Consider the following 17,441-nt stretch of genomic DNA (forward strand, 5'->3'; position numbering starts at 1 on the left):
TATAGGAAAATATCCTATAGTTTTTATAATTAAACGATTTTAGTTGTCCAATCTTCTATGTTCCATACATCTTCTACTATATCCATGTAGAATTCTGGCTCATGGGAAACTAGTAAAACAGTTCCCTTAAAGGCTTGAATAGCTCTTTTCAATTCTTCCTTAGCATCTACATCTAAGTGGTTAGTAGGCTCATCAAGTACAAGGAAGTTAATGTCCCTAAGCATTATTTTACAAAGTCTTACTTTAGCAGCTTCACCACCACTTAATACCTTCATTTGACTAGTAATATGATCATTTGTAAGACCGCATTTAGCTAAGGCTTGTCTTACTTCAAAGTTTGACATACTAGGATAAGTATTCCAAATCTCATCTATAGCAGTATTTGAATTATCCCTTGAAGATTCTTGTTCGAAATATCCAATCTCTAAATAATCTCCTAATTCAACTTTACCGTCAAAGGGTTTTATTTTTCCTATTAAAGTCTTAAGTAGTGTAGACTTTCCAAGACCATTAACTCCTTTTAATGCGATCTTTTTACCACGTATTAATTGAACGTTTAAAGGACTTGTTAAGGCTTCATCATATCCTAAAACTAGATCGTTAGCTTCAAATACAATCTTTGAAGGAACTCTAGCCTCATTAAATCTAAATTCAGGCTTTACTTTATCTCTAGGTCTTTCTATTTTAACCATCTTATCTAATTTTTTCTGCCTACTTTTAGCCATGTTTGTAGTAGCTACTCTAGCTTTATTTTTAGCTATGAAAGTTTCTAAGTGTTTGATTTCCTTTTGTTGTTTTACAAAGGCTTGTTCTACTTGTCTTTTCTTTAAATTGTACATATTTTGGAAGTCGTCATAGTTCCCCTTATACCTGGTAATACTTCCATTTTCCATATGATATATAACTGTGGATACGGAATTTACAAAGGCAATATCATGGGATACTAAAATGAAACTGTTCTCATAATTTTGTAAATAATTCTTTAACCATTCAATATGATCCTCATCTAAATAGTTAGTAGGCTCATCTAGGATTAATATGGTAGGACTTTCTAATAATAATTTAGTAAGTAAAACTTTAGTCCTTTGTCCACCACTTAGTTGAGATACATCCTTATCAAGACCAATATCTCTAAGTCCTAATCCATTTGCAACCTCATCTATTTTAGAATCTATGGCATAAAATCCACTTAATTCTAAAGTATCCTGGATAGTAGAAGTTTCTTCCATAAGCTTTGCCATTTCTTCATCAGTAGCACTACCCATTTTGTCATACATTTCAAGCATGTCCTTTTCTAATTGGAACATACCGTCAAAGGCAGTTCTTAATACGTCTCTTATGGACTTTCCCTTTTCAAGTACTGTGTGCTGATCTAAATATCCAACACTTACTTTGTTAGCCCAACGAATAGTTCCCTCGTCTGGCATTAATTTTTTTGTAATTATATTTAAGAAAGTAGATTTCCCTTCTCCATTTGCACCTACTAAGGTAATGTGTTCTCCCTTTTTTAATCTAAAGGTTACATCTTCTAGTATGACTCTTGAACCAAATCCGTGATTTACATTTTCTACTAATAACATTTAAACACCTCATTAAATATAGTCCATATAATTTTATAAAAAATCTTGCATAATTTCAAATGGAAAATAGAGAAACTTTTAAAAGTTTCTCTATTTTTGTAAATATATGCAATTGACTAAAAGCTTTGTAAATCCTTGTTTTTAATGTCACATATTAACATATTTATTTTCTGTAATATGTCTAACTTCTATATTATTATCTAATAGGGCTGATTCAAAGGTGAAAGTACAACCTAGTATAAAGAACTTAAAAAATAAAGTTTATATTTTTGTAACCATAGACAATCTTATTAAATAGGATATAGTATGAGATAATTGTAGGGGATGGGTGATATATGATTGGTGATATCAAAATAAAGGTGGAGGCCTACAAGGGTGTGATCGGAGAATACAGAGAAGAAAGGGAGAAACTAATAAAGACACTCTCAGAAAAAAAGAAAGAATATTATGTACTAGAGATTAGAAAGAGGATAGAAGAAGCTATAAGTGGTAGTGATAGATTAGAGAAAGTATCTGAGGAGTATAAGCATATTAGAGATGAAGTATCTAAAATAGAAAATCATATTGATGAACTTGGAAAGGTTATTAAATCTATTGAAAAGGAATTAAACGGTATACAAAAATTTATTTAAAGGGGAGAAAAAGCTACCCTTTATTTTTTTTTTCGTTGAAAAATCAAATAACATAGGAAATAAAATATTATTAAGCTTAATCCAGCAATTAGTCCAGAACCTTGTCCTGGAACTAAAGGCATACTTACTATAATTACTATTAAAGCTATTATGGCTATCCATGAAGTATAAGGATACCAAGGGAGTTGACAGTTACCGGTAGGTGGACAACCCTTTAACTTTCTGAATTTATTATGAGTTAAAACTATTACTAAATAAGTAAATAGTAATGAAAAACCTCCAGAGCTAAGTGAAGAATAATTTTAGTTTAAATATACATTAGTATTCACATAAAGGTGGTTTTGTATTCTAATAAAAAAGATAGAAGTAAGTATCTGTCAATATAGAGAGAATATATGCAATATGTGAACAAATGTGTTTCGTTGCTATAAAATTTAGAATTTATGAAGGAAATATAAAAAAAAAGTCGAATATTATTTAGTGTGATTTTTTTCGATTAACTTTTAAATTTTCTTGATGAAGAGGGGAAAGAAAATATGGAGAACTTAAATATAGAACAATTAATATTACATATACAGGAATTTATAAACAGTATCCCAGAGGTTATATCATCTAAGGTTGTATTAGATGATGAAAAGGAGCATATTGTTGAATTACATATATTGGCTACTAATAAAAGAAATGCCAAGCAAATATCTAGGGATATACAATCCACATTAATGGCTAAATTTAACATCAAAATAGATCACAAGAAAATAAGTATAGCCCAAATAGACACTAAGGAAGATGAAGAATTAAATTCTAGATTAGAAGTTGGGTCTATAGCCTACTCTGTAGAAGGAAATTTAGTAGAAATAAAAGTTGTCCTTAAAAAGGGTGAAGAGGAAAGTTTGAGCGTAGCAAGTGGTACTAATGCTACTAGAAATGTATATAGGTTAGTGGCACAAGCCACATTAAATTGCGTCCATGAATTTTTAGGTGTGGACAATGTGTTTATAGTTGAGGATATAGAAAAGTCAATTTTAGCTAAAAAAGAAATTATAAATGTGGCAATTACATTTATATCTGATAGGGGAGAGGACTTACTAGTAGGTTCTTCTATGGTGAGAAAAAATGAGTATGAGGCAGTAATAAAAGCCACATTAGATGCCATAAATAGAAAAGTAGGAAAGTTTTAAATTATGCTTATATTTTAGGTCGGCATATTTAGATGAAATACTTATACATATGAATAGCGAAGCGAATATAGGCCTGTGAAGTTAGCGTAGCCGCAGAGTATCTGTGCAAAGGGGGCCATATCCGTGAAAAACAGAGTATTAGTGTTATTAATGTCTTTATTATCATTAGTATTAGCTGGTGGAGCAAGCTTCAGCTGGAGATAATTTAATTTTACCGACCTAAAATTATATAAAGGAGATAAAAATGAAGGAGTTACCAACAAGGCTAAAATTATATGTGATTTTCATAAGCGTCTTAGGACTTGTATCATTATACTTTAGTGTCAATTCAATTACTGTTGATATATTGCCTAAAGTTATTTTTTTTATTGCTTTAGGTATAATAGCAGAATCTCTAGCAATAAAGGTTAATGGAACAATCGCGATTTCGGTGGGATTTGGAATTGGGTTAGCGTCTATGTTAATATTTCAATCTAATATAGTGGTGATAATCGGATTTTTATCTATGCTTTTATTTATAGAAAAAGATAAGGGGAAAATATATTGTATTTTAAATACTCCGCTGTATAAGAGGATATTTAATGGATCAGCATATTCTATATCATTACTTGTTGCTACTTGGATATACATATATATAAATAGTTTTGTATCTAATGTCAGGATTGCTGATTTTAATATAATAGGAATAATAATGGCTGTAACAGGCTATTTGATTATAAATGTATCAATTTTTACGTGTTTAATGTCTATACTAGAGAATAAACCTCCTACTATATTTGCTAAGGAGAGTTTGTGGGTTGTATTTAATCTTATAGCAATATCTCCATTAGGGATTTTTATAGCTGTTGTCTATAATTCTTACGGCATGTTTGGAGTAATATTATTCTTCGGTCCATTATTGTTGGCAAGACATTCATTTCAACTTTATATAAACATGAAACACATGTATATGGAAACTATTAAGTCCTTATCTAATGCCATGGAGGCAAAGGACGAGTATACTAATGGCCATTCCTACAGGGTTGCAGATTATGCCACTAGTATAGCTAAATGTATGGGTCTTAATAGTAGCAAAGTGGAAAAAATAAGAATAGCAGCCATATTGCACGACATAGGTAAAATTGGAATACCAGATAATATACTAAATAAATGTGGAAAATTAGATTATGAAGAATATATAGAGATACAAAAACATCCATTTATAGGGTGCAAAATCCTATCAGAAGTAGATAGTTTAGCCGAGGTGGCAAGGATAGTTAAACATCACCATGAAAGATATGATGGAAAGGGTTATCCTGATGGTATTGGAGGAGATGAGATTCCCATAGAATCTTATATATTAGCTGTGGCAGATGCCTTTGATGCTATGACATCAGATAGACCATATAGAAAAGCAATGGACAAATTAAAAGCATTAAGTATTGTAGAAGAAGAATCGGGAACACAGTTCCATCCAAAAGTGGTAGAAGCTTTTGTAAAATATTCAAATAACTTTAAGGTGGAAAATGTATGATAGTAGAAGCAGTACTAGTTCCCTTAGCAATAGGGAAAATACGAGGGGGCAAGTTTAAAAACTTAGAAAAGGTTTATATTGAAAAGTGGTATTTATTAGTTTTAAGTGCTCTTATAGAAACTATAGCATCTTTTATACGAATGAGACAAATAGAACCTTTGTGGCAATTTTTAGATAAAAATATAATACTTATAGATATAATAATATATTCCCTCATAATAATGACCATTTATGCTAATAGAAACAAAAGGGGATTTAAATTAATATTAATAGGAGTAATATTAAATGGATTAGTAATATTTGCAAACAATGGGAAAATGCCTGTGGATGTGAGCTCTATAAAGGAAATGATTTCCCGGGAAAGTCTTAACTTATTAAATGATGGAAAAGATTTAGTCCATACTGCAACAGGACCTAATACTAAATTAGAATTTTTAGCAGATATTTTACATTTAAAAAAGCCTTATCCATTTCCTAAAATATTGAGTCTAGGAGATATATTTATGATAGGGGGGACATTTTTATTTATACAGGATAAAATGATTATAGAAAGTGACTAATTTAGTCACTTTTTTACTTAGTAGGAGATTATAGGAAAAAATATAAAGGACTAAATGACGAAAAGTACAAATTTAGGCAAAAATATATAAAATAGGACTTATTTCTGTGGATATAATAATAGAAATGTGGTAAAATAATAAAGTCTTTAGGGTAGACAAATCTAGAACAAAATATATAGCAAGTATATGACTGGGATGCTAAGCAATAGGCATCCTCTTTTTTTTTGCAAGAAAAACAAGAATTACAAAATGCTATAAGTAAATTTTAAATATAGACAATGGGGCCAAAAGGGCCTCTTTTTTTACGAAAAAAGAAAGGATTCAGGACAAATGAACTATCCGTGATGCACCCTAGAAATTGGAAAGTTATTATGATAATATAAAGATGCCAAAATAAAAACACAGTTCTGGTTGGTAGTCCAGACCTACACTCACGTGTAGCAGTAACCTTCCCCCTTTGGGTCGTCCGTTTTTGGTAAGTAAATATTTCAAAGGGGATGACATTATGAATATGGTAAAATCAAGGTTTAATGTGTTATTTGAAAATGGCTTTTGGGTTGGGTATTTAGAGGTCTTTTACAATGAACGATATCAAGTATCCAGGCATGTATTTGGGCCAGAGCCTACAGAACCGGAAGTCTTTGAATTTATTCTTAACAATCATTATTCTAGGATGAGGCTATCTAAAGGCTTGAAAGAAAAATCAAAGAAAGACCCAGGAAAGATAAATCCCAAGAGACGACAAAGGGAAGTGTCAAAAGAACGGAAGAAAAAAAGTCCATGTACAAAGGCACAGGAAGCCCTGAAAATCCATATGGAAGAAGTCAAAAAAGTTAGTAAGAAAAAGAAAAGAGAAAAAAGAGAAAAAGAAAAAGAAGAAAAATATTTAAAAAAACAATTAAAGAAAAAAGAGAAGAAAAAAGGACATTAGGGAAGGCATATGCCTTCCCTAATGTTTTGGGGTAAATTTCTTATTTGATTATAATCATTAACTGTCCCTATTCAAAGGCATTCATATACATTTGCTTAATCTCGCTAATAAGAGGGTATCTTGGGTTTGCTCCTGTACATTGGTCGTCAAAGGCTTGCTCGCTCATTGAATCCAATGATGCATAGAACTTATGCTTAGATACACCAGCTTCATTAATAGATTTTGGAATACCTACTTGAACTTTTAGTTTATCAATGGCTTTAATTAATAATTCAACCTTTTCATCATCATTATTACCACCCAATTGTAGATAATCAGCAATTCTTGCATATCTCCATTTAGCATTTGGGTATTTGTATTGTGGGAATGCCGTTTGTTTTCTTGGATTATCTACTGCGTTAAATCTAATTACTTCATTTATTAAAAGACCATTAGCCACACCATGAGGAACATGATGAGTAGAACCTAATTTATGGGCCATAGAGTGACAAACACCTAGGAATGCATTTGCAAAGGCCATACCAGCCACGGTAGATGCATGGGCCATTTTTTCGCGTGCCTTAATATTAATAGTTCCTTCATTATAAGCATCTGGTAGATATTTAAATATTAATCTAATGGCCTCTAGGGCTAATCCATTTGTGTATTCAGAAGCAAGTACTGATACGTAAGCTTCTAGGGCATGGGTCAATGCATCTATACCAGAAGCAGCAGTTAATCCCTTTGGCATATTCATCATTAATTCTGCATCAACTATGGCCATATCCGGTGTTAGTTCATAATCGGCAAGTGGGTATTTAACTCCTGAGTTTTCATCTGTAATAACTGCAAATGGAGTTACTTCAGAACCAGTACCAGCTGTTGTTGGTACTGCCACCATCATGGCTTTTTCACCTAGTGTAGGGAATTTATATACTCTTTTTCTAATATCCATAAATCTCATGGCTAAATCTTCAAATTTAACTTCTGGATGTTCATACATTACCCACATGATTTTAGCTGCATCCATAGGAGAACCTCCACCTAGGGCAATGATAGTATCAGGTTCAAAGCTCTTCATTTCATCAGCACCCTTTTTAGCAGTAGCTAATGTAGGGTCTGGTTCCACATCAAAGAATACTTTAAAGTCAATACCAATCTCATCTAATATATGAGTTACTTTATCTACGAAGCCTAATTCATATAGAACCTTATCCGTAACTATAAAGGCCTTTTTCTTATTCATATCTTTTAATTCTTTTAAGGCAACTCCCAATGAACCATATTTGAAGTATACTTTTTCTGGAACTCTAAACCAAAGCATATTTTCTCTCCTCTCAGCTACACTTTTTATGTTAATTAAGTGTTTAACCCCTACGTTTTCAGATACGGAGTTTCCACCCCATGATCCACAACCTAGTGTTAGAGAAGGAGCAAGTTTAAAGTTATATATATCTCCTATAGCTCCTTGAGAAGCTGGCATATTTATAATAGTTCTACCAGTTTTCATGGCTGCACCGAATTTTTCTATCTTTTCCTTTTCTTTAACTTGATCCACATATAATACGGAAGTGTGACCAAATCCACCAAGTTCTACTAACCTAGCAGCTTTTTTAACTCCCTCATCAAAGGTCTTAACTCTATACATTCCTAAAACAGGAGATAATTTTTCATGGGAGAATGGTTCTTCTAATTCTACAGACTCTACTTCGCCGATTAATATCTTAGTTTGTTTTGGAACTTCAACTCCTGCCATTTTAGCTATTGTATAAGCTGATTGTCCAACTATATTAGCATTTAATGAACCATTTATTAATATTACTTTTCTAACCTTATCTATTTCAGCCTTATTTAAGATATAAGCTCCCCTATCAGCAAATTCCTTTTTAACTTCATCATAGACCTTATCTAGTACAAGGACTGATTGTTCAGATGCACAAATAACTCCGTTGTCAAAACTCTTAGATAACAATATGGAGTTTACAGCCATCTTGATATGAGCCGTATCATCTATAACAGCTGGTGTATTACCCGCCCCAACACCGATTGCTGGTTTACCTGATGAGTAAGCAGCCTTTACCATTCCAGGGCCACCTGTTGCTAGGATCATGTCAGCTTCTTTCATTACTAATTGAGATAATTCTAATGATGGTTCATCTATCCAACCCATAATTCCCTTAGGAGCACCAGCTGTAACAGCTGCATCTAGAACTATTTTAACAGCTTCTATTGTGGACTTTTTAGCCCTTGGGTGTGGAGAGAATATGATACCATTTCTAGTTTTTAAAGAAATTAATGCTTTAAATATAGCAGTAGATGTAGGGTTAGTAGTAGGGACTACTGCTGCAATAACTCCTATTGGTTCTGCTACCTTTGTAATTCCAAAGGAACTATCCTTTTCAATAACTCCACAAGTCTTTTCGTCTTTATACTTATTATATATATATTCAGAAGCAAAGTGGTTTTTAATAACCTTGTCTTCAACAATACCCATTCCCGTTTCTTCTACTGCCATCTTAGCTAATTTAATTCTTGAGTTATTAGCTGCAATGGCAGCGGATCTAAATATTTCGTCTACTTGCTCTTGAGTGAATTTACTAAATTCCCTTTGAGCTTTCCTTACTTCCTCAAATCTTTTTAATAATTCTTCTGGTTTTGTCACTTTCATGATTAACACCTCTCTTAAAAGTTTGTTATATTTTTAACTAATGATTTGTAAAAAAAATTCACTATTATTATTTTTAAGTATTAAGTTGTTGTTTGCTTGGTACGTGTTAATAATATCACAATCTATTTTCTTGCACAAGTGCTTAAATAGAATTTTTTTATGAAAAATCATATAATAATCTATGATTAATCTGTAAGAAAGGTGATGAGAAGAAAATATTATCCATGAATTGGTGTTTAAAAATTAACGTTTATTTTTTAACAAAAGTTACTTTGAACATGGGAGAGGTGTATTAAATGAATGTACAGTTCCAAATTATTTGACATAGATTGGGTTAAAATATATAATTACTTAAAATTATTTAGGTGGAGGATAAAATGAAACTAAAAGGGAAGTATACGAATGCTAAAATATTTGCAGACAGGATAGATGATAAGGCTTTTAGTCAAATTGAGAATTTATTAAACCATAAGGCTTTTGAAAATGTAAAGGTTAGGATCATGCCAGATGTTCATGCTGGTATGGGATGTGTTATAGGATTTACGGCAAATTTAGGGGATAAGGTAATTCCTAATTTAGTAGGGGTAGATATTGGTTGCGGTATGGAGGTTACTAAATTAGGAAGAATAAATATAGATTTTGAAAAATTAGATAATATGATTAGAAAAGAAATTCCAAGTGGATTTAGTATCCATAAAAAAGCTCCCATGAGATACGACAAGGATTGGAGTGATAGGTTAAGAAGTATTTCTAATAAAACTAAATCGGATTTTAATAGACATATATGTTCCATAGGGACCCTAGGCGGTGGTAATCACTTTATTGAGATTAATGAAGGTAAGGATAAAGAAAAGTATTTAGTAATTCATTCAGGCAGTAGAAATTTAGGAAATGTCATAGCTAAATACCATCAAAATAAGGCCATAAATTATTGTGAAGAAATGAAAAATAAGAATAGTGTGTATGATGTGACTAAGGATTTGGCATTCTTAGAGAATGAAGATAGATTAGAATATATAGAAGATATGAACTTTGCTCAAGAATTTGCAGAATTAAATAGAAAGGTCATATCTAAAAAAATATGTGAGTTTTTAAATATAGATTATGATAGTGCTGAAAAATTCACTACCATACACAACTATGTTAATATGAAAGATTTTATTATTAGAAAGGGAGCCATATGTGCCAATAAAGATGAAGTGGTTATAATTCCTATGAATATGAGAGATGGGTCCATTATAGGAATAGGACAGGGCAATGAAGACTGGAACAATTCTGCTCCCCATGGAGCTGGAAGGATCTTATCTAGAAAGGCTGCTAAAGATAAATTATGTATTAATGAATATAAAAAATCTATGGAAGGGATATGGAGTAGTTCCGTATCAAAATCCACATTAGATGAAAGTCCTATGGCCTATAAACCTATGGATGAGGTTAAAAAGCATATGAAAGATACTCTACACATATTAGATCATATAAAACCTTTATATAATTTCAAAGCAAAATAGAAATGAAGGGATGGTTATTTATCTTATTTAATAACAATCCCTATTTTGGTTATATGAAGAAAAAATGTAATATTTATATTTAATTACATAAGATAATGTGGGAAAAATAACATATAGGAAACATTCATATAACATTTACTTTACAAAGATAAGTTAAAATGAAATTACAACACAAGCTTTTTTCTCACTTTACTCTAGGGGACGGTCACTTAGAAAATTCTACTGACTGGTACTATAACAACTGAAAAAACCGTCCCCAATATAATACAGATAGGAGATAGGGCATGAAAAATATTATAGATCATCATGTACACACAGATTTTTCTGCAGATTCTACTACACCACCAGAAGAAATAATTCATAAGGCAAAATCTTTAAATTTAAGTGGGGTCATGTTTACAGATCATGTGGATTATGATTATCCAGATGAAAATATTAATTTTGGAATAGATTATAGTTTATATATGAAAAAATTAGAAGATTTGAGAAAAGAACATCAAAATATGAAAATACTAATGGGTGTGGAAATTGGGTATCAACCTCATATTCATCATAAGTTAAATGAACTTTTAAATAACTATCCCTTTGATTTTGTAATAGCATCATTACATACCTGTGATGGAAATGACTTTTACAGGGGAGATTTCTTTAAAGGAAGGACAAAGGAAGAAAGTTACAGGAAGTACTTTGAAGGACTATTACACTTAGTTAAAAATTATGATAACTATGATGTTTTAGGACATTTTGATTTCATAATCAGATATGTACCCTATGAAGAAAAGAAAATAAACTATGAGGATTTCAAAGATATAATAGATGAAATTCTAATGGAAGTAATAAAGAAAAATAAGGGAATTGAAGTAAATACATCTGGTATTAGATACAATTTAGAGGAAGTCCATCCAAGTAGGGAAATACTAAAAAGATATTTAGAACTTGGAGGGGAAATAGTTACAATAGGGTCAGATGCCCATTATTCTGAGGATTTGTGCAGAGACTTTGATTATGCCATAAACTTACTTAAGGAACTTGGTTATAAGAGAATAACTTTATTTGAAAAAAGAAAACCTAACTTCATAGATATTTAATTTTAGCCAAGTGGAAATTTATTTCCACTATTTTTAGTTAGGAGGTTTTATGGATATAACATGTTTTAATGATAAACTCTGGGATTTAATAGATGACCATGTGGAATGTGAGGTCATAACAAAAGGGTTTAAGTCTATAGAAGGACCTGCTTGGGACAAGGCAAATAATAGGTTATTATTTAATGACGCAACTGGAGAAAAGTTATATGAATGGACCTGCCAAGGTGGAACAAAGGTCATTAGAGAACAAAACCATATGGCCAATGGAAATGCCATAGATGAAAAGGGAAACATTATAAGTTGTGAACATAAAACTAGCAGACTAGTTAAAATAGATAAAATTGGAAATGAGGAAGTGTTAGCATCCCATTATGATAAATTGGGATTAAACAGTCCTACTGATGTGGTAATAAAAAGTGATGGAGCCATATATTTTACTGATCCTAACTTGGGAAGAACTAAAAAAAATGGAAGTAAAGGCATACAAGAATTGTTTTTTCAAGGCATATACAAATATGATCCTAAAAGGAAAAAACTAGATTTATTAATAGATAACTTAAAAAATCCAAATGGCATAGTGTTTTCTAAGGATGAATCTAAATTATTTGTAAGTGATACTAATGATAAATCCATATGGAGATATAAGGTAGATAAAAAGGGTGATTTAACTTACGGAGAAGAATGGGTTACCCTAGATGAAAAAGATATAGATTCTCTTCATGGATTAGAGATAAATGATAGACAAGATTTAATATGTGCCACCACAAGGGGCCTCTTAATATTTGATAGGAATGGAAAAAAACTAGGTCTTATTAAATTAACAGGAAAGCCTACTAATATGGCCTTTGGAGATGGCCACATGAAAAGCCTTTACATTACTCTATGTGATAGATTATGTAAAATAAATATGAAAATTGGAAAAAAGCACATGTATAATTAATACATGTGCTCAATTTTTTACTTACCAGGAAATTATAAATTCTCAAAAGGATGGATAAGTAAAAAATGAAGGGGGTGTGGGGGAAGGATTCCCCTGCCTCTTTAAAGGAGGGTGCTCAGATTGCGAGAGCAATCGTCGAAGGGAACCATAGGGTTCCATAGCGAAGCATACACAGTATGCATATTTTGTGTTATATTGAATCATATGGTAAATAAAGGGGTGAAGTAAGTTATGAAGGATAGATTTAAATATATATTATTAACTATTATAATCATAATACTAGGTTTATTATCTAGAAAATACACCAATATATTTCCACTATATATTGGTGATATATTGTGGGCAACTATGGTTTATTTCATATTTAGAGCTTTGTTTATAAACAATACACACAAGAACATATTCTTATACACATTAGTATTTTCATATACTATAGAGTTATCCCAACTATATAAGAGTCCTTGGATAAATAATATAAGGAGTATTAGATTATTTGGTTTAATACTAGGGTATGGATTTTTATGGAGTGATCTTGTGTACTATACTATAGGAGCTGTCATAGGTTTTTTAATAGATTACTTTATAGTAAAGAAAAGAAGCTAAATGAATTTTACCTTGTTTTATAACAAATAGTCAATTAAACTAAAATAAAAGGCCAACACCTCAAAAGGTAGTTGGTATTTTTATGAGTGGAATAATTATAATATGAAATATGGAGAGATATAATATGGATTACAAAAGTATATATGAAAAGGCCTATGAACTAATGGATGTACAATTAATAGACGGAGACTGCGGAAAACTGTGTAACCATCATTGTTGTAGAACATATGATGGAGAGGAAAAGATGGGAATATATTTAATGCCCTATGAATATGAAAGTATGCTGCGAAATAGTGAATTTAGTGAAAACTTAAAAGTAGAAAGACATACTAGTTTTGAATATGACATACCCCATAATATAGGATATGTTCACTATATTTATTGCGAAGATGAATTTGGATGCTTTAGACATTTAAGGCCTATTCAATGTAGAACCTATCCCTTTGAGCCCCATATGGAAAAGGGAAAACTATATTTAATAATAGAAAAGGACCAAATTCACAATTGTCCCTTAATAGATAAAATGGACCAATGGAGAGAAGAGTTCATAAGAAGAATATATTTAGGGTGGAAAGAGTTAATAAAAATAAAGAAAGTTAGGCTTATGGTTGAATTTGACAGTAAACAAAGGTATGATAGTAATAACATAAAAATAAAATTATCAGAGTCAGACATATTAATCTAAAGAGGGAGTGTTAATATGAGTAGTGTCATAGGATTACTCTTAGGAGCTTTTGTTGGATATGTAATATGGATGTTAATTGGTTCATCCTATAGGGTAGAAGGGGATATCTTAAAAGTTAGGGGCGGCCTAAGGAAATATGAGATTCCAATTCATAGTATAAAAAAGATTGTACAGACAAAAAGAAAGGGACCAGCTAAGGGCGAAGAACCAGAAAAACATGTATTTGCCAGTGGTGCTTATAACTGGAGAACAGAGAGGGTAGTATTCTATACGGAGGATAAAAATTATATGGTATCCTTTACCAATACTTCTAACAAGGAACAGATAATACATGATATAAAAAAGGTTAAAAAAGATATAGTAGTAAAAAAAGACTTTTAAAAAAACCGATGGATTTCCATCGGTTTTCATTAACCATGTAGACTAGTTATAATACCAAAAGTGCCCTTATCCTTGTTTTCATCTTTTTTCTTTAGATCATTTACAGAGAATCCTTTTAAAGACCATTGAGGTAATTCTTCTAAAAAATCACCAAGTAATGAAAGGATTTCCGTTTGATCATTAATTCTTTTAGTAGAACTAAATTCAATTAAGTATTGAACAAGTTCATGTAAAGGCATTTCTAGTTGAAAATTATAGGATAAAAATTCAATAGTCTGAGGAAGTTTTGAAGTGGCAATTCCAAAGGTGTTCTTTAAATAATTATATAATTTCTTATAAAACTTATTCAAAGGTCGTCCTAACTTAGATGACTCTATTACTTCCATATAACTAATATGCTTATAATCTAAATCCCCATGTTCCTCTTGTAAATCCTTCAAATAATTATAGTCTCTAATCTCGTCTATATATATGTAATCATCCTTAACATTAAATAAATCATTATCATGGGAGAAATCTTCTAAAATTTTGGTAAGAGAATCCCTTTTAGGAATGTCCAAACCATATCTGCTTTTTAATATATGTGAAAAATCATCAATGCTGATTAAACCATAATTATGTATTAATCCCTTAGTTAAATCTAATAAAATTTCCTTATCTATCATATTAAATAATCCTTTCATCTTTAGTTACTATACTATTAGTATAATCATGTTTTTGTAAAAAATAAAATAATTATTAAATAATTGGCAAAAAAATATAAGCTAATGAAATCATTAGCTCATACATTCTTCATATCTAAAACAATCTGTAGTATGATCGTTTATTATACCCACCGCTTGAAGATAAGAATAGATAATAGTAGTACCTATGAATTTAAAACCTCTTTTTTTCATATCCTTAGATATTTTATCAGAAAGATCCGTAGAGGCAGGTACATCTCCTAAAGTGGCCCAACTATTTATAAGGACCTTATTCTCTACAAAACTCCATATGTAATTATCAAAGGAACCAAATTCCCTTTGAACCTCCATAAATCTATTAGCATTATTAATAGATGATTCTATCTTTCGTCTATTTCTAATAATTCCCTTATTAGATAAAAGTTCTTCAATCTTATTTTCATCATATAAGGCAACTTTTTCATAGTCAAAATTATCATATAAAAGCCTATAATTTTCACGTTTTTTAAGGACAGTTATCCAACTAAGTCCAGCTTGAGCAGATTCAAGGACTAAAAATTCAAAATGAACCCTATCATCATGAACGGGAACTCCCCACTCTTCATCATGATATTTAATATATAAAGGATCTTCTGTTACCCAATCACATCTCTTCATCAGTAAAACCTCCTAGAACGTATGTTTGAATAAATTATATCATAGATTTCTATTGTTAAGGTTGATTAAATAACATACACTTAATATTTCATTTTAAAAAAAGGACCCCTTATAAATAAGAAGTCCATTTACTTATGATATATAAGTTACTCTTTTATGGTTATAAAATTAATTAAGTATGACGATTAATTTTCCCTTGAATAGAAATATAGATTATACCAACTAGGGCGCCTAAAATATGTGCAAGCTCTGAAACGTTATTATCTATAAATAGACCATTATAGATTTCCTTTGTTAAAAATAAAAGGGCAATGAAAATAAATGTAAGGGGAATTTTACCCTGCTTCATATTTGTAAAGGATGTTAAGACAATCATCATAAAAACTATACCACTAGCCCCAAGAATACCTCCATTGAAGAAAAGTCCCTGAAAAAGGCTTATAGTAAGGGTAGTTATAACCATAAGAAACAATAAAATTTTAGATGTGTATTTCTCCTCAAGCATAGGGCCTATAAGTAAGATTAAAGTAATATTTCCAATTAGATGGTCCATAGAGCCGTGTGCTAGGGGCCAAAGTAACATATTAATAAAATTTAAGTTACCCCTATAAGTAAAGAATGCAGGTATAATACTAGGTATTATTTTATTTATAAAAAAGATTATAGTAGATAGAAGGGAAAATGTAAGTATGACAGGGGAATTGTATTCTATTTTTTTTAGTATATTCTTCATAGTTGCCTCCTTCTTATGCGCATATTATGTCTTAATTATACGATGACATAATACTCATAGCAAGGGAAGATGTATTAAGGATACAAGAGTGTAAATATAAAAGGAGAGTAGGTATGGGAAAGAAATTACCTATTATTAAAGATAAAATAATAGGTAAAATCTATGGGAAAAAGTGTTATTTGACTTTCTTGCATATAAATCATATAATACTTTTCACGCAAAAAATTAGATGGCGCAGTATTCTAGTCAGATCATCCATATTTGAAGGCGGGTCTAAAAATCCGCCACAGGGCATATGAATGAAACTCCTGGTATTTGCTTGGGACTGCCAAGCCTGGGTGAGTATTGGGAGGAAGAAGATTAGGGTAACCTACAGTGGCATGTGGGCCTTATCCCTATTTTTCGTGACACTTAATAGAGGGCACGTTTTCTATTAAGATTAAACCTGCAATGTGCTACATTAGGTGGTAGATGCAGAGTAGCCTGCCTTGAGTGAAATAGTGGGGATAATTACTTTGAAACCTATTTTGCAAAAGAGGATAAGATATGTTTTGACTGTTGAGGAAAACTCCTAGACTGTTCTAAATGAAATATTTTGAGCATTGAAGTACGGACTAAGTGGTAATCTGGTAATAGATTTATCTATAGGAAGATTTAAAAGGAAACTGCTGATTTGGCAACAAACCAGTATCTTCTTGGGAAAGCCAACCAGACCTAAGCCGTAAATTTTACTCAAAGTATTGCCATTTAAAAATACATAGATAAAGATTAGAGTCCATGATTTCATGGGCTTNATTGTATAAGAAAGCTAATTAATATAAAACGTATAAACCAATAAAAAAGAAGGGGTTGTAGGGGAAAAGTTCCCCTGCCCGCTTTGAAGGAAGGTGCTCAGATTGCGATAGCAATCGTCGAAGGAAACCATAGGGTTTCCTAGCGAAGCATACGAAGTGTGCCTTTTTTAGTTTTACAATAGATTTTATGAACCTAGGAGTTAAAATTTATTTAGGCTATTTATTCGGTNGGATGTATATGCAGTAGCAAGCAGCTTAATAGGGTTACAATCTAATACAGCCCTAGAAGTAGCAAAGGTAAACGAATCTGAATTAATAAACGAATAGG

General features: G+C 31.3%; 19 protein-coding genes. 13 read left to right on the plus strand and 6 right to left on the minus strand.

Features of this window, described 5'->3' with window-relative positions; translation table 11 throughout:
- Positions 1-29 precede the first annotated feature (29 nt).
- On the minus strand, positions 30-1,580 hold the full coding sequence (abc-f, locus tag CCE28_RS17905) for a ribosomal protection-like ABC-F family protein (protein ID WP_095135095.1): 1,551 nt from the start codon (positions 1,578-1,580) through the stop codon (positions 30-32).
- Positions 1,581-1,727: 147 nt separating this feature from the next.
- Positions 1,728-1,820, minus strand: a complete 93-nt coding sequence (locus tag CCE28_RS23045) for a D-glutamate cyclase family protein (protein ID WP_095135119.1) — start codon at positions 1,818-1,820, stop codon at positions 1,728-1,730.
- 95 nt (positions 1,821-1,915) lie between these two features.
- On the opposite strand from CCE28_RS23045, the gene CCE28_RS17915 reads away from it, so the two are divergent.
- The 5 genes from CCE28_RS17915 (at position 1,916) to CCE28_RS17935 (ending at position 6,394) form a co-directional block, all read left to right on the plus strand.
- Positions 1,916-2,212, plus strand: a complete 297-nt coding sequence (locus CCE28_RS17915; protein ID WP_095135096.1) for a hypothetical protein — start codon at positions 1,916-1,918, stop codon at positions 2,210-2,212.
- 536 nt (positions 2,213-2,748) lie between these two features.
- Positions 2,749-3,390, plus strand: a complete 642-nt coding sequence (locus tag CCE28_RS17920; protein ID WP_095135097.1) for a hypothetical protein — start codon at positions 2,749-2,751, stop codon at positions 3,388-3,390.
- A gap of 244 nt (positions 3,391-3,634) precedes the next feature.
- Positions 3,635-4,903: an HD-GYP domain-containing protein gene (locus CCE28_RS17925; protein WP_095135098.1), complete on the plus strand. Its 1,269-nt coding sequence runs from the start codon at positions 3,635-3,637 to the stop codon at positions 4,901-4,903.
- Positions 4,900-5,463: a DUF5317 domain-containing protein gene (locus tag CCE28_RS17930; protein WP_095135099.1), complete on the plus strand. Its 564-nt coding sequence runs from the start codon at positions 4,900-4,902 to the stop codon at positions 5,461-5,463. Before CCE28_RS17925 ends, CCE28_RS17930 begins: the two co-directional genes overlap by 4 nt.
- 505 nt (positions 5,464-5,968) lie before the next feature.
- On the plus strand, positions 5,969-6,394 hold the full coding sequence (locus tag CCE28_RS17935) for a YjdF family protein (RefSeq protein WP_095135100.1): 426 nt from the start codon (positions 5,969-5,971) through the stop codon (positions 6,392-6,394).
- Positions 6,395-6,461: 67 nt separating this feature from the next.
- Here CCE28_RS17935 and adhE read toward each other — a convergent pair whose 3' ends face one another.
- Positions 6,462-9,041 (minus strand): bifunctional acetaldehyde-CoA/alcohol dehydrogenase, encoded by a 2,580-nt coding sequence (gene adhE, locus CCE28_RS17940; protein WP_095135101.1) that lies wholly within the window; start codon positions 9,039-9,041, stop codon positions 6,462-6,464.
- Between the two features lie 377 nt (positions 9,042-9,418).
- Between adhE and CCE28_RS17945 the strand changes: the two genes are divergently transcribed.
- The 6 genes from CCE28_RS17945 (at position 9,419) to CCE28_RS17970 (ending at position 14,246) form a co-directional block, all read left to right on the plus strand.
- Positions 9,419-10,549 carry an RtcB family protein gene (locus CCE28_RS17945; protein WP_095135102.1) on the plus strand — a complete coding sequence of 377 codons (1,131 nt, stop codon included), beginning with the start codon at positions 9,419-9,421 and terminating at the stop codon, positions 10,547-10,549.
- 284 nt (positions 10,550-10,833) lie between these two features.
- Positions 10,834-11,637 carry a histidinol-phosphatase HisJ family protein gene (locus CCE28_RS17950; protein WP_095135103.1) on the plus strand — a complete coding sequence of 268 codons (804 nt, stop codon included), beginning with the start codon at positions 10,834-10,836 and terminating at the stop codon, positions 11,635-11,637.
- A gap of 49 nt (positions 11,638-11,686) precedes the next feature.
- Positions 11,687-12,577 carry an SMP-30/gluconolactonase/LRE family protein gene (locus CCE28_RS17955; protein WP_095135104.1) on the plus strand — a complete coding sequence of 297 codons (891 nt, stop codon included), beginning with the start codon at positions 11,687-11,689 and terminating at the stop codon, positions 12,575-12,577.
- Positions 12,578-12,808: 231 nt separating this feature from the next.
- The gene (locus CCE28_RS17960) at positions 12,809-13,180 is read left to right on the plus strand and encodes a ribosomal maturation YjgA family protein (protein WP_095135105.1); all 372 of its coding nucleotides are present in this window, start codon (positions 12,809-12,811) and stop codon (positions 13,178-13,180) included.
- Positions 13,181-13,304: 124 nt separating this feature from the next.
- Positions 13,305-13,865, plus strand: a complete 561-nt coding sequence (locus CCE28_RS17965) for a hypothetical protein (RefSeq protein ID WP_095135106.1) — start codon at positions 13,305-13,307, stop codon at positions 13,863-13,865.
- A 15-nt stretch (positions 13,866-13,880) separates the two neighbouring features.
- Entirely contained in the window at positions 13,881-14,246 is a 366-nt protein-coding gene (locus CCE28_RS17970) for a PH domain-containing protein (protein ID WP_095135107.1), read from the plus strand.
- Positions 14,247-14,275: 29 nt separating this feature from the next.
- Here CCE28_RS17970 and CCE28_RS17975 read toward each other — a convergent pair whose 3' ends face one another.
- The 3 genes from CCE28_RS17975 to CCE28_RS17985 form a co-directional block, all read right to left on the minus strand.
- Positions 14,276-14,929 carry a hypothetical protein gene (locus CCE28_RS17975; protein WP_176461902.1) on the minus strand — a complete coding sequence of 218 codons (654 nt, stop codon included), beginning with the start codon at positions 14,927-14,929 and terminating at the stop codon, positions 14,276-14,278.
- Positions 14,930-15,022: 93 nt separating this feature from the next.
- Positions 15,023-15,586 (minus strand): DNA-3-methyladenine glycosylase I, encoded by a 564-nt coding sequence (locus tag CCE28_RS17980; protein ID WP_095135109.1) that lies wholly within the window; start codon positions 15,584-15,586, stop codon positions 15,023-15,025.
- Positions 15,587-15,758: 172 nt separating this feature from the next.
- Positions 15,759-16,319, minus strand: coding sequence for a rhomboid family intramembrane serine protease (locus tag CCE28_RS17985; protein WP_095135110.1), 561 nt, complete (start codon positions 16,317-16,319; stop codon positions 15,759-15,761).
- Positions 16,320-16,432: 113 nt separating this feature from the next.
- On the opposite strand from CCE28_RS17985, the gene CCE28_RS17990 reads away from it, so the two are divergent.
- Entirely contained in the window at positions 16,433-16,618 is a 186-nt protein-coding gene (locus CCE28_RS17990; RefSeq protein ID WP_095135111.1) for a hypothetical protein, read from the plus strand.
- 717 nt (positions 16,619-17,335) lie between these two features.
- Complete coding sequence (locus tag CCE28_RS23115) at positions 17,336-17,440, plus strand: DUF1659 domain-containing protein (RefSeq protein WP_456297862.1); 105 nt, start codon at positions 17,336-17,338, stop codon at positions 17,438-17,440.
- Position 17,441: the final 1 nt, after the last annotated feature.

Source organism: Anaeromicrobium sediminis, from assembly GCF_002270055.1.
Lineage (GTDB): Bacteria > Bacillota > Clostridia > Peptostreptococcales > Thermotaleaceae > Anaeromicrobium > Anaeromicrobium sediminis.

Coding starts and splice junctions, on each gene's coding strand:
- CCE28_RS17960 (WP_095135105.1), top strand. CDS start 12,809: ATGAAGGATAGATTTAAATATATATTATTAACTATTATAATCATAATA.
- CCE28_RS17950 (WP_095135103.1), top strand. CDS start 10,834: ATGAAAAATATTATAGATCATCATGTACACACAGATTTTTCTGCAGAT.
- CCE28_RS17965 (WP_095135106.1), top strand. CDS start 13,305: ATGGATTACAAAAGTATATATGAAAAGGCCTATGAACTAATGGATGTA.
- CCE28_RS17975 (WP_176461902.1), bottom strand. CDS start 14,929: ATGAAAGGATTATTTAATATGATAGATAAGGAAATTTTATTAGATTTA.
- adhE (WP_095135101.1), bottom strand. CDS start 9,041: ATGAAAGTGACAAAACCAGAAGAATTATTAAAAAGATTTGAGGAAGTA.
- CCE28_RS17930 (WP_095135099.1), top strand. CDS start 4,900: ATGATAGTAGAAGCAGTACTAGTTCCCTTAGCAATAGGGAAAATACGA.
- CCE28_RS17935 (WP_095135100.1), top strand. CDS start 5,969: ATGAATATGGTAAAATCAAGGTTTAATGTGTTATTTGAAAATGGCTTT.
- CCE28_RS17985 (WP_095135110.1), bottom strand. CDS start 16,319: ATGAAGAATATACTAAAAAAAATAGAATACAATTCCCCTGTCATACTT.
- CCE28_RS17990 (WP_095135111.1), top strand. CDS start 16,433: ATGGGAAAGAAATTACCTATTATTAAAGATAAAATAATAGGTAAAATC.
- CCE28_RS17980 (WP_095135109.1), bottom strand. CDS start 15,586: ATGAAGAGATGTGATTGGGTAACAGAAGATCCTTTATATATTAAATAT.
- CCE28_RS17925 (WP_095135098.1), top strand. CDS start 3,635: ATGAAGGAGTTACCAACAAGGCTAAAATTATATGTGATTTTCATAAGC.
- CCE28_RS17970 (WP_095135107.1), top strand. CDS start 13,881: ATGAGTAGTGTCATAGGATTACTCTTAGGAGCTTTTGTTGGATATGTA.
- abc-f (WP_095135095.1), bottom strand. CDS start 1,580: ATGTTATTAGTAGAAAATGTAAATCACGGATTTGGTTCAAGAGTCATA.
- CCE28_RS17920 (WP_095135097.1), top strand. CDS start 2,749: ATGGAGAACTTAAATATAGAACAATTAATATTACATATACAGGAATTT.
- CCE28_RS17945 (WP_095135102.1), top strand. CDS start 9,419: ATGAAACTAAAAGGGAAGTATACGAATGCTAAAATATTTGCAGACAGG.
- CCE28_RS17915 (WP_095135096.1), top strand. CDS start 1,916: ATGATTGGTGATATCAAAATAAAGGTGGAGGCCTACAAGGGTGTGATC.
- CCE28_RS17955 (WP_095135104.1), top strand. CDS start 11,687: ATGGATATAACATGTTTTAATGATAAACTCTGGGATTTAATAGATGAC.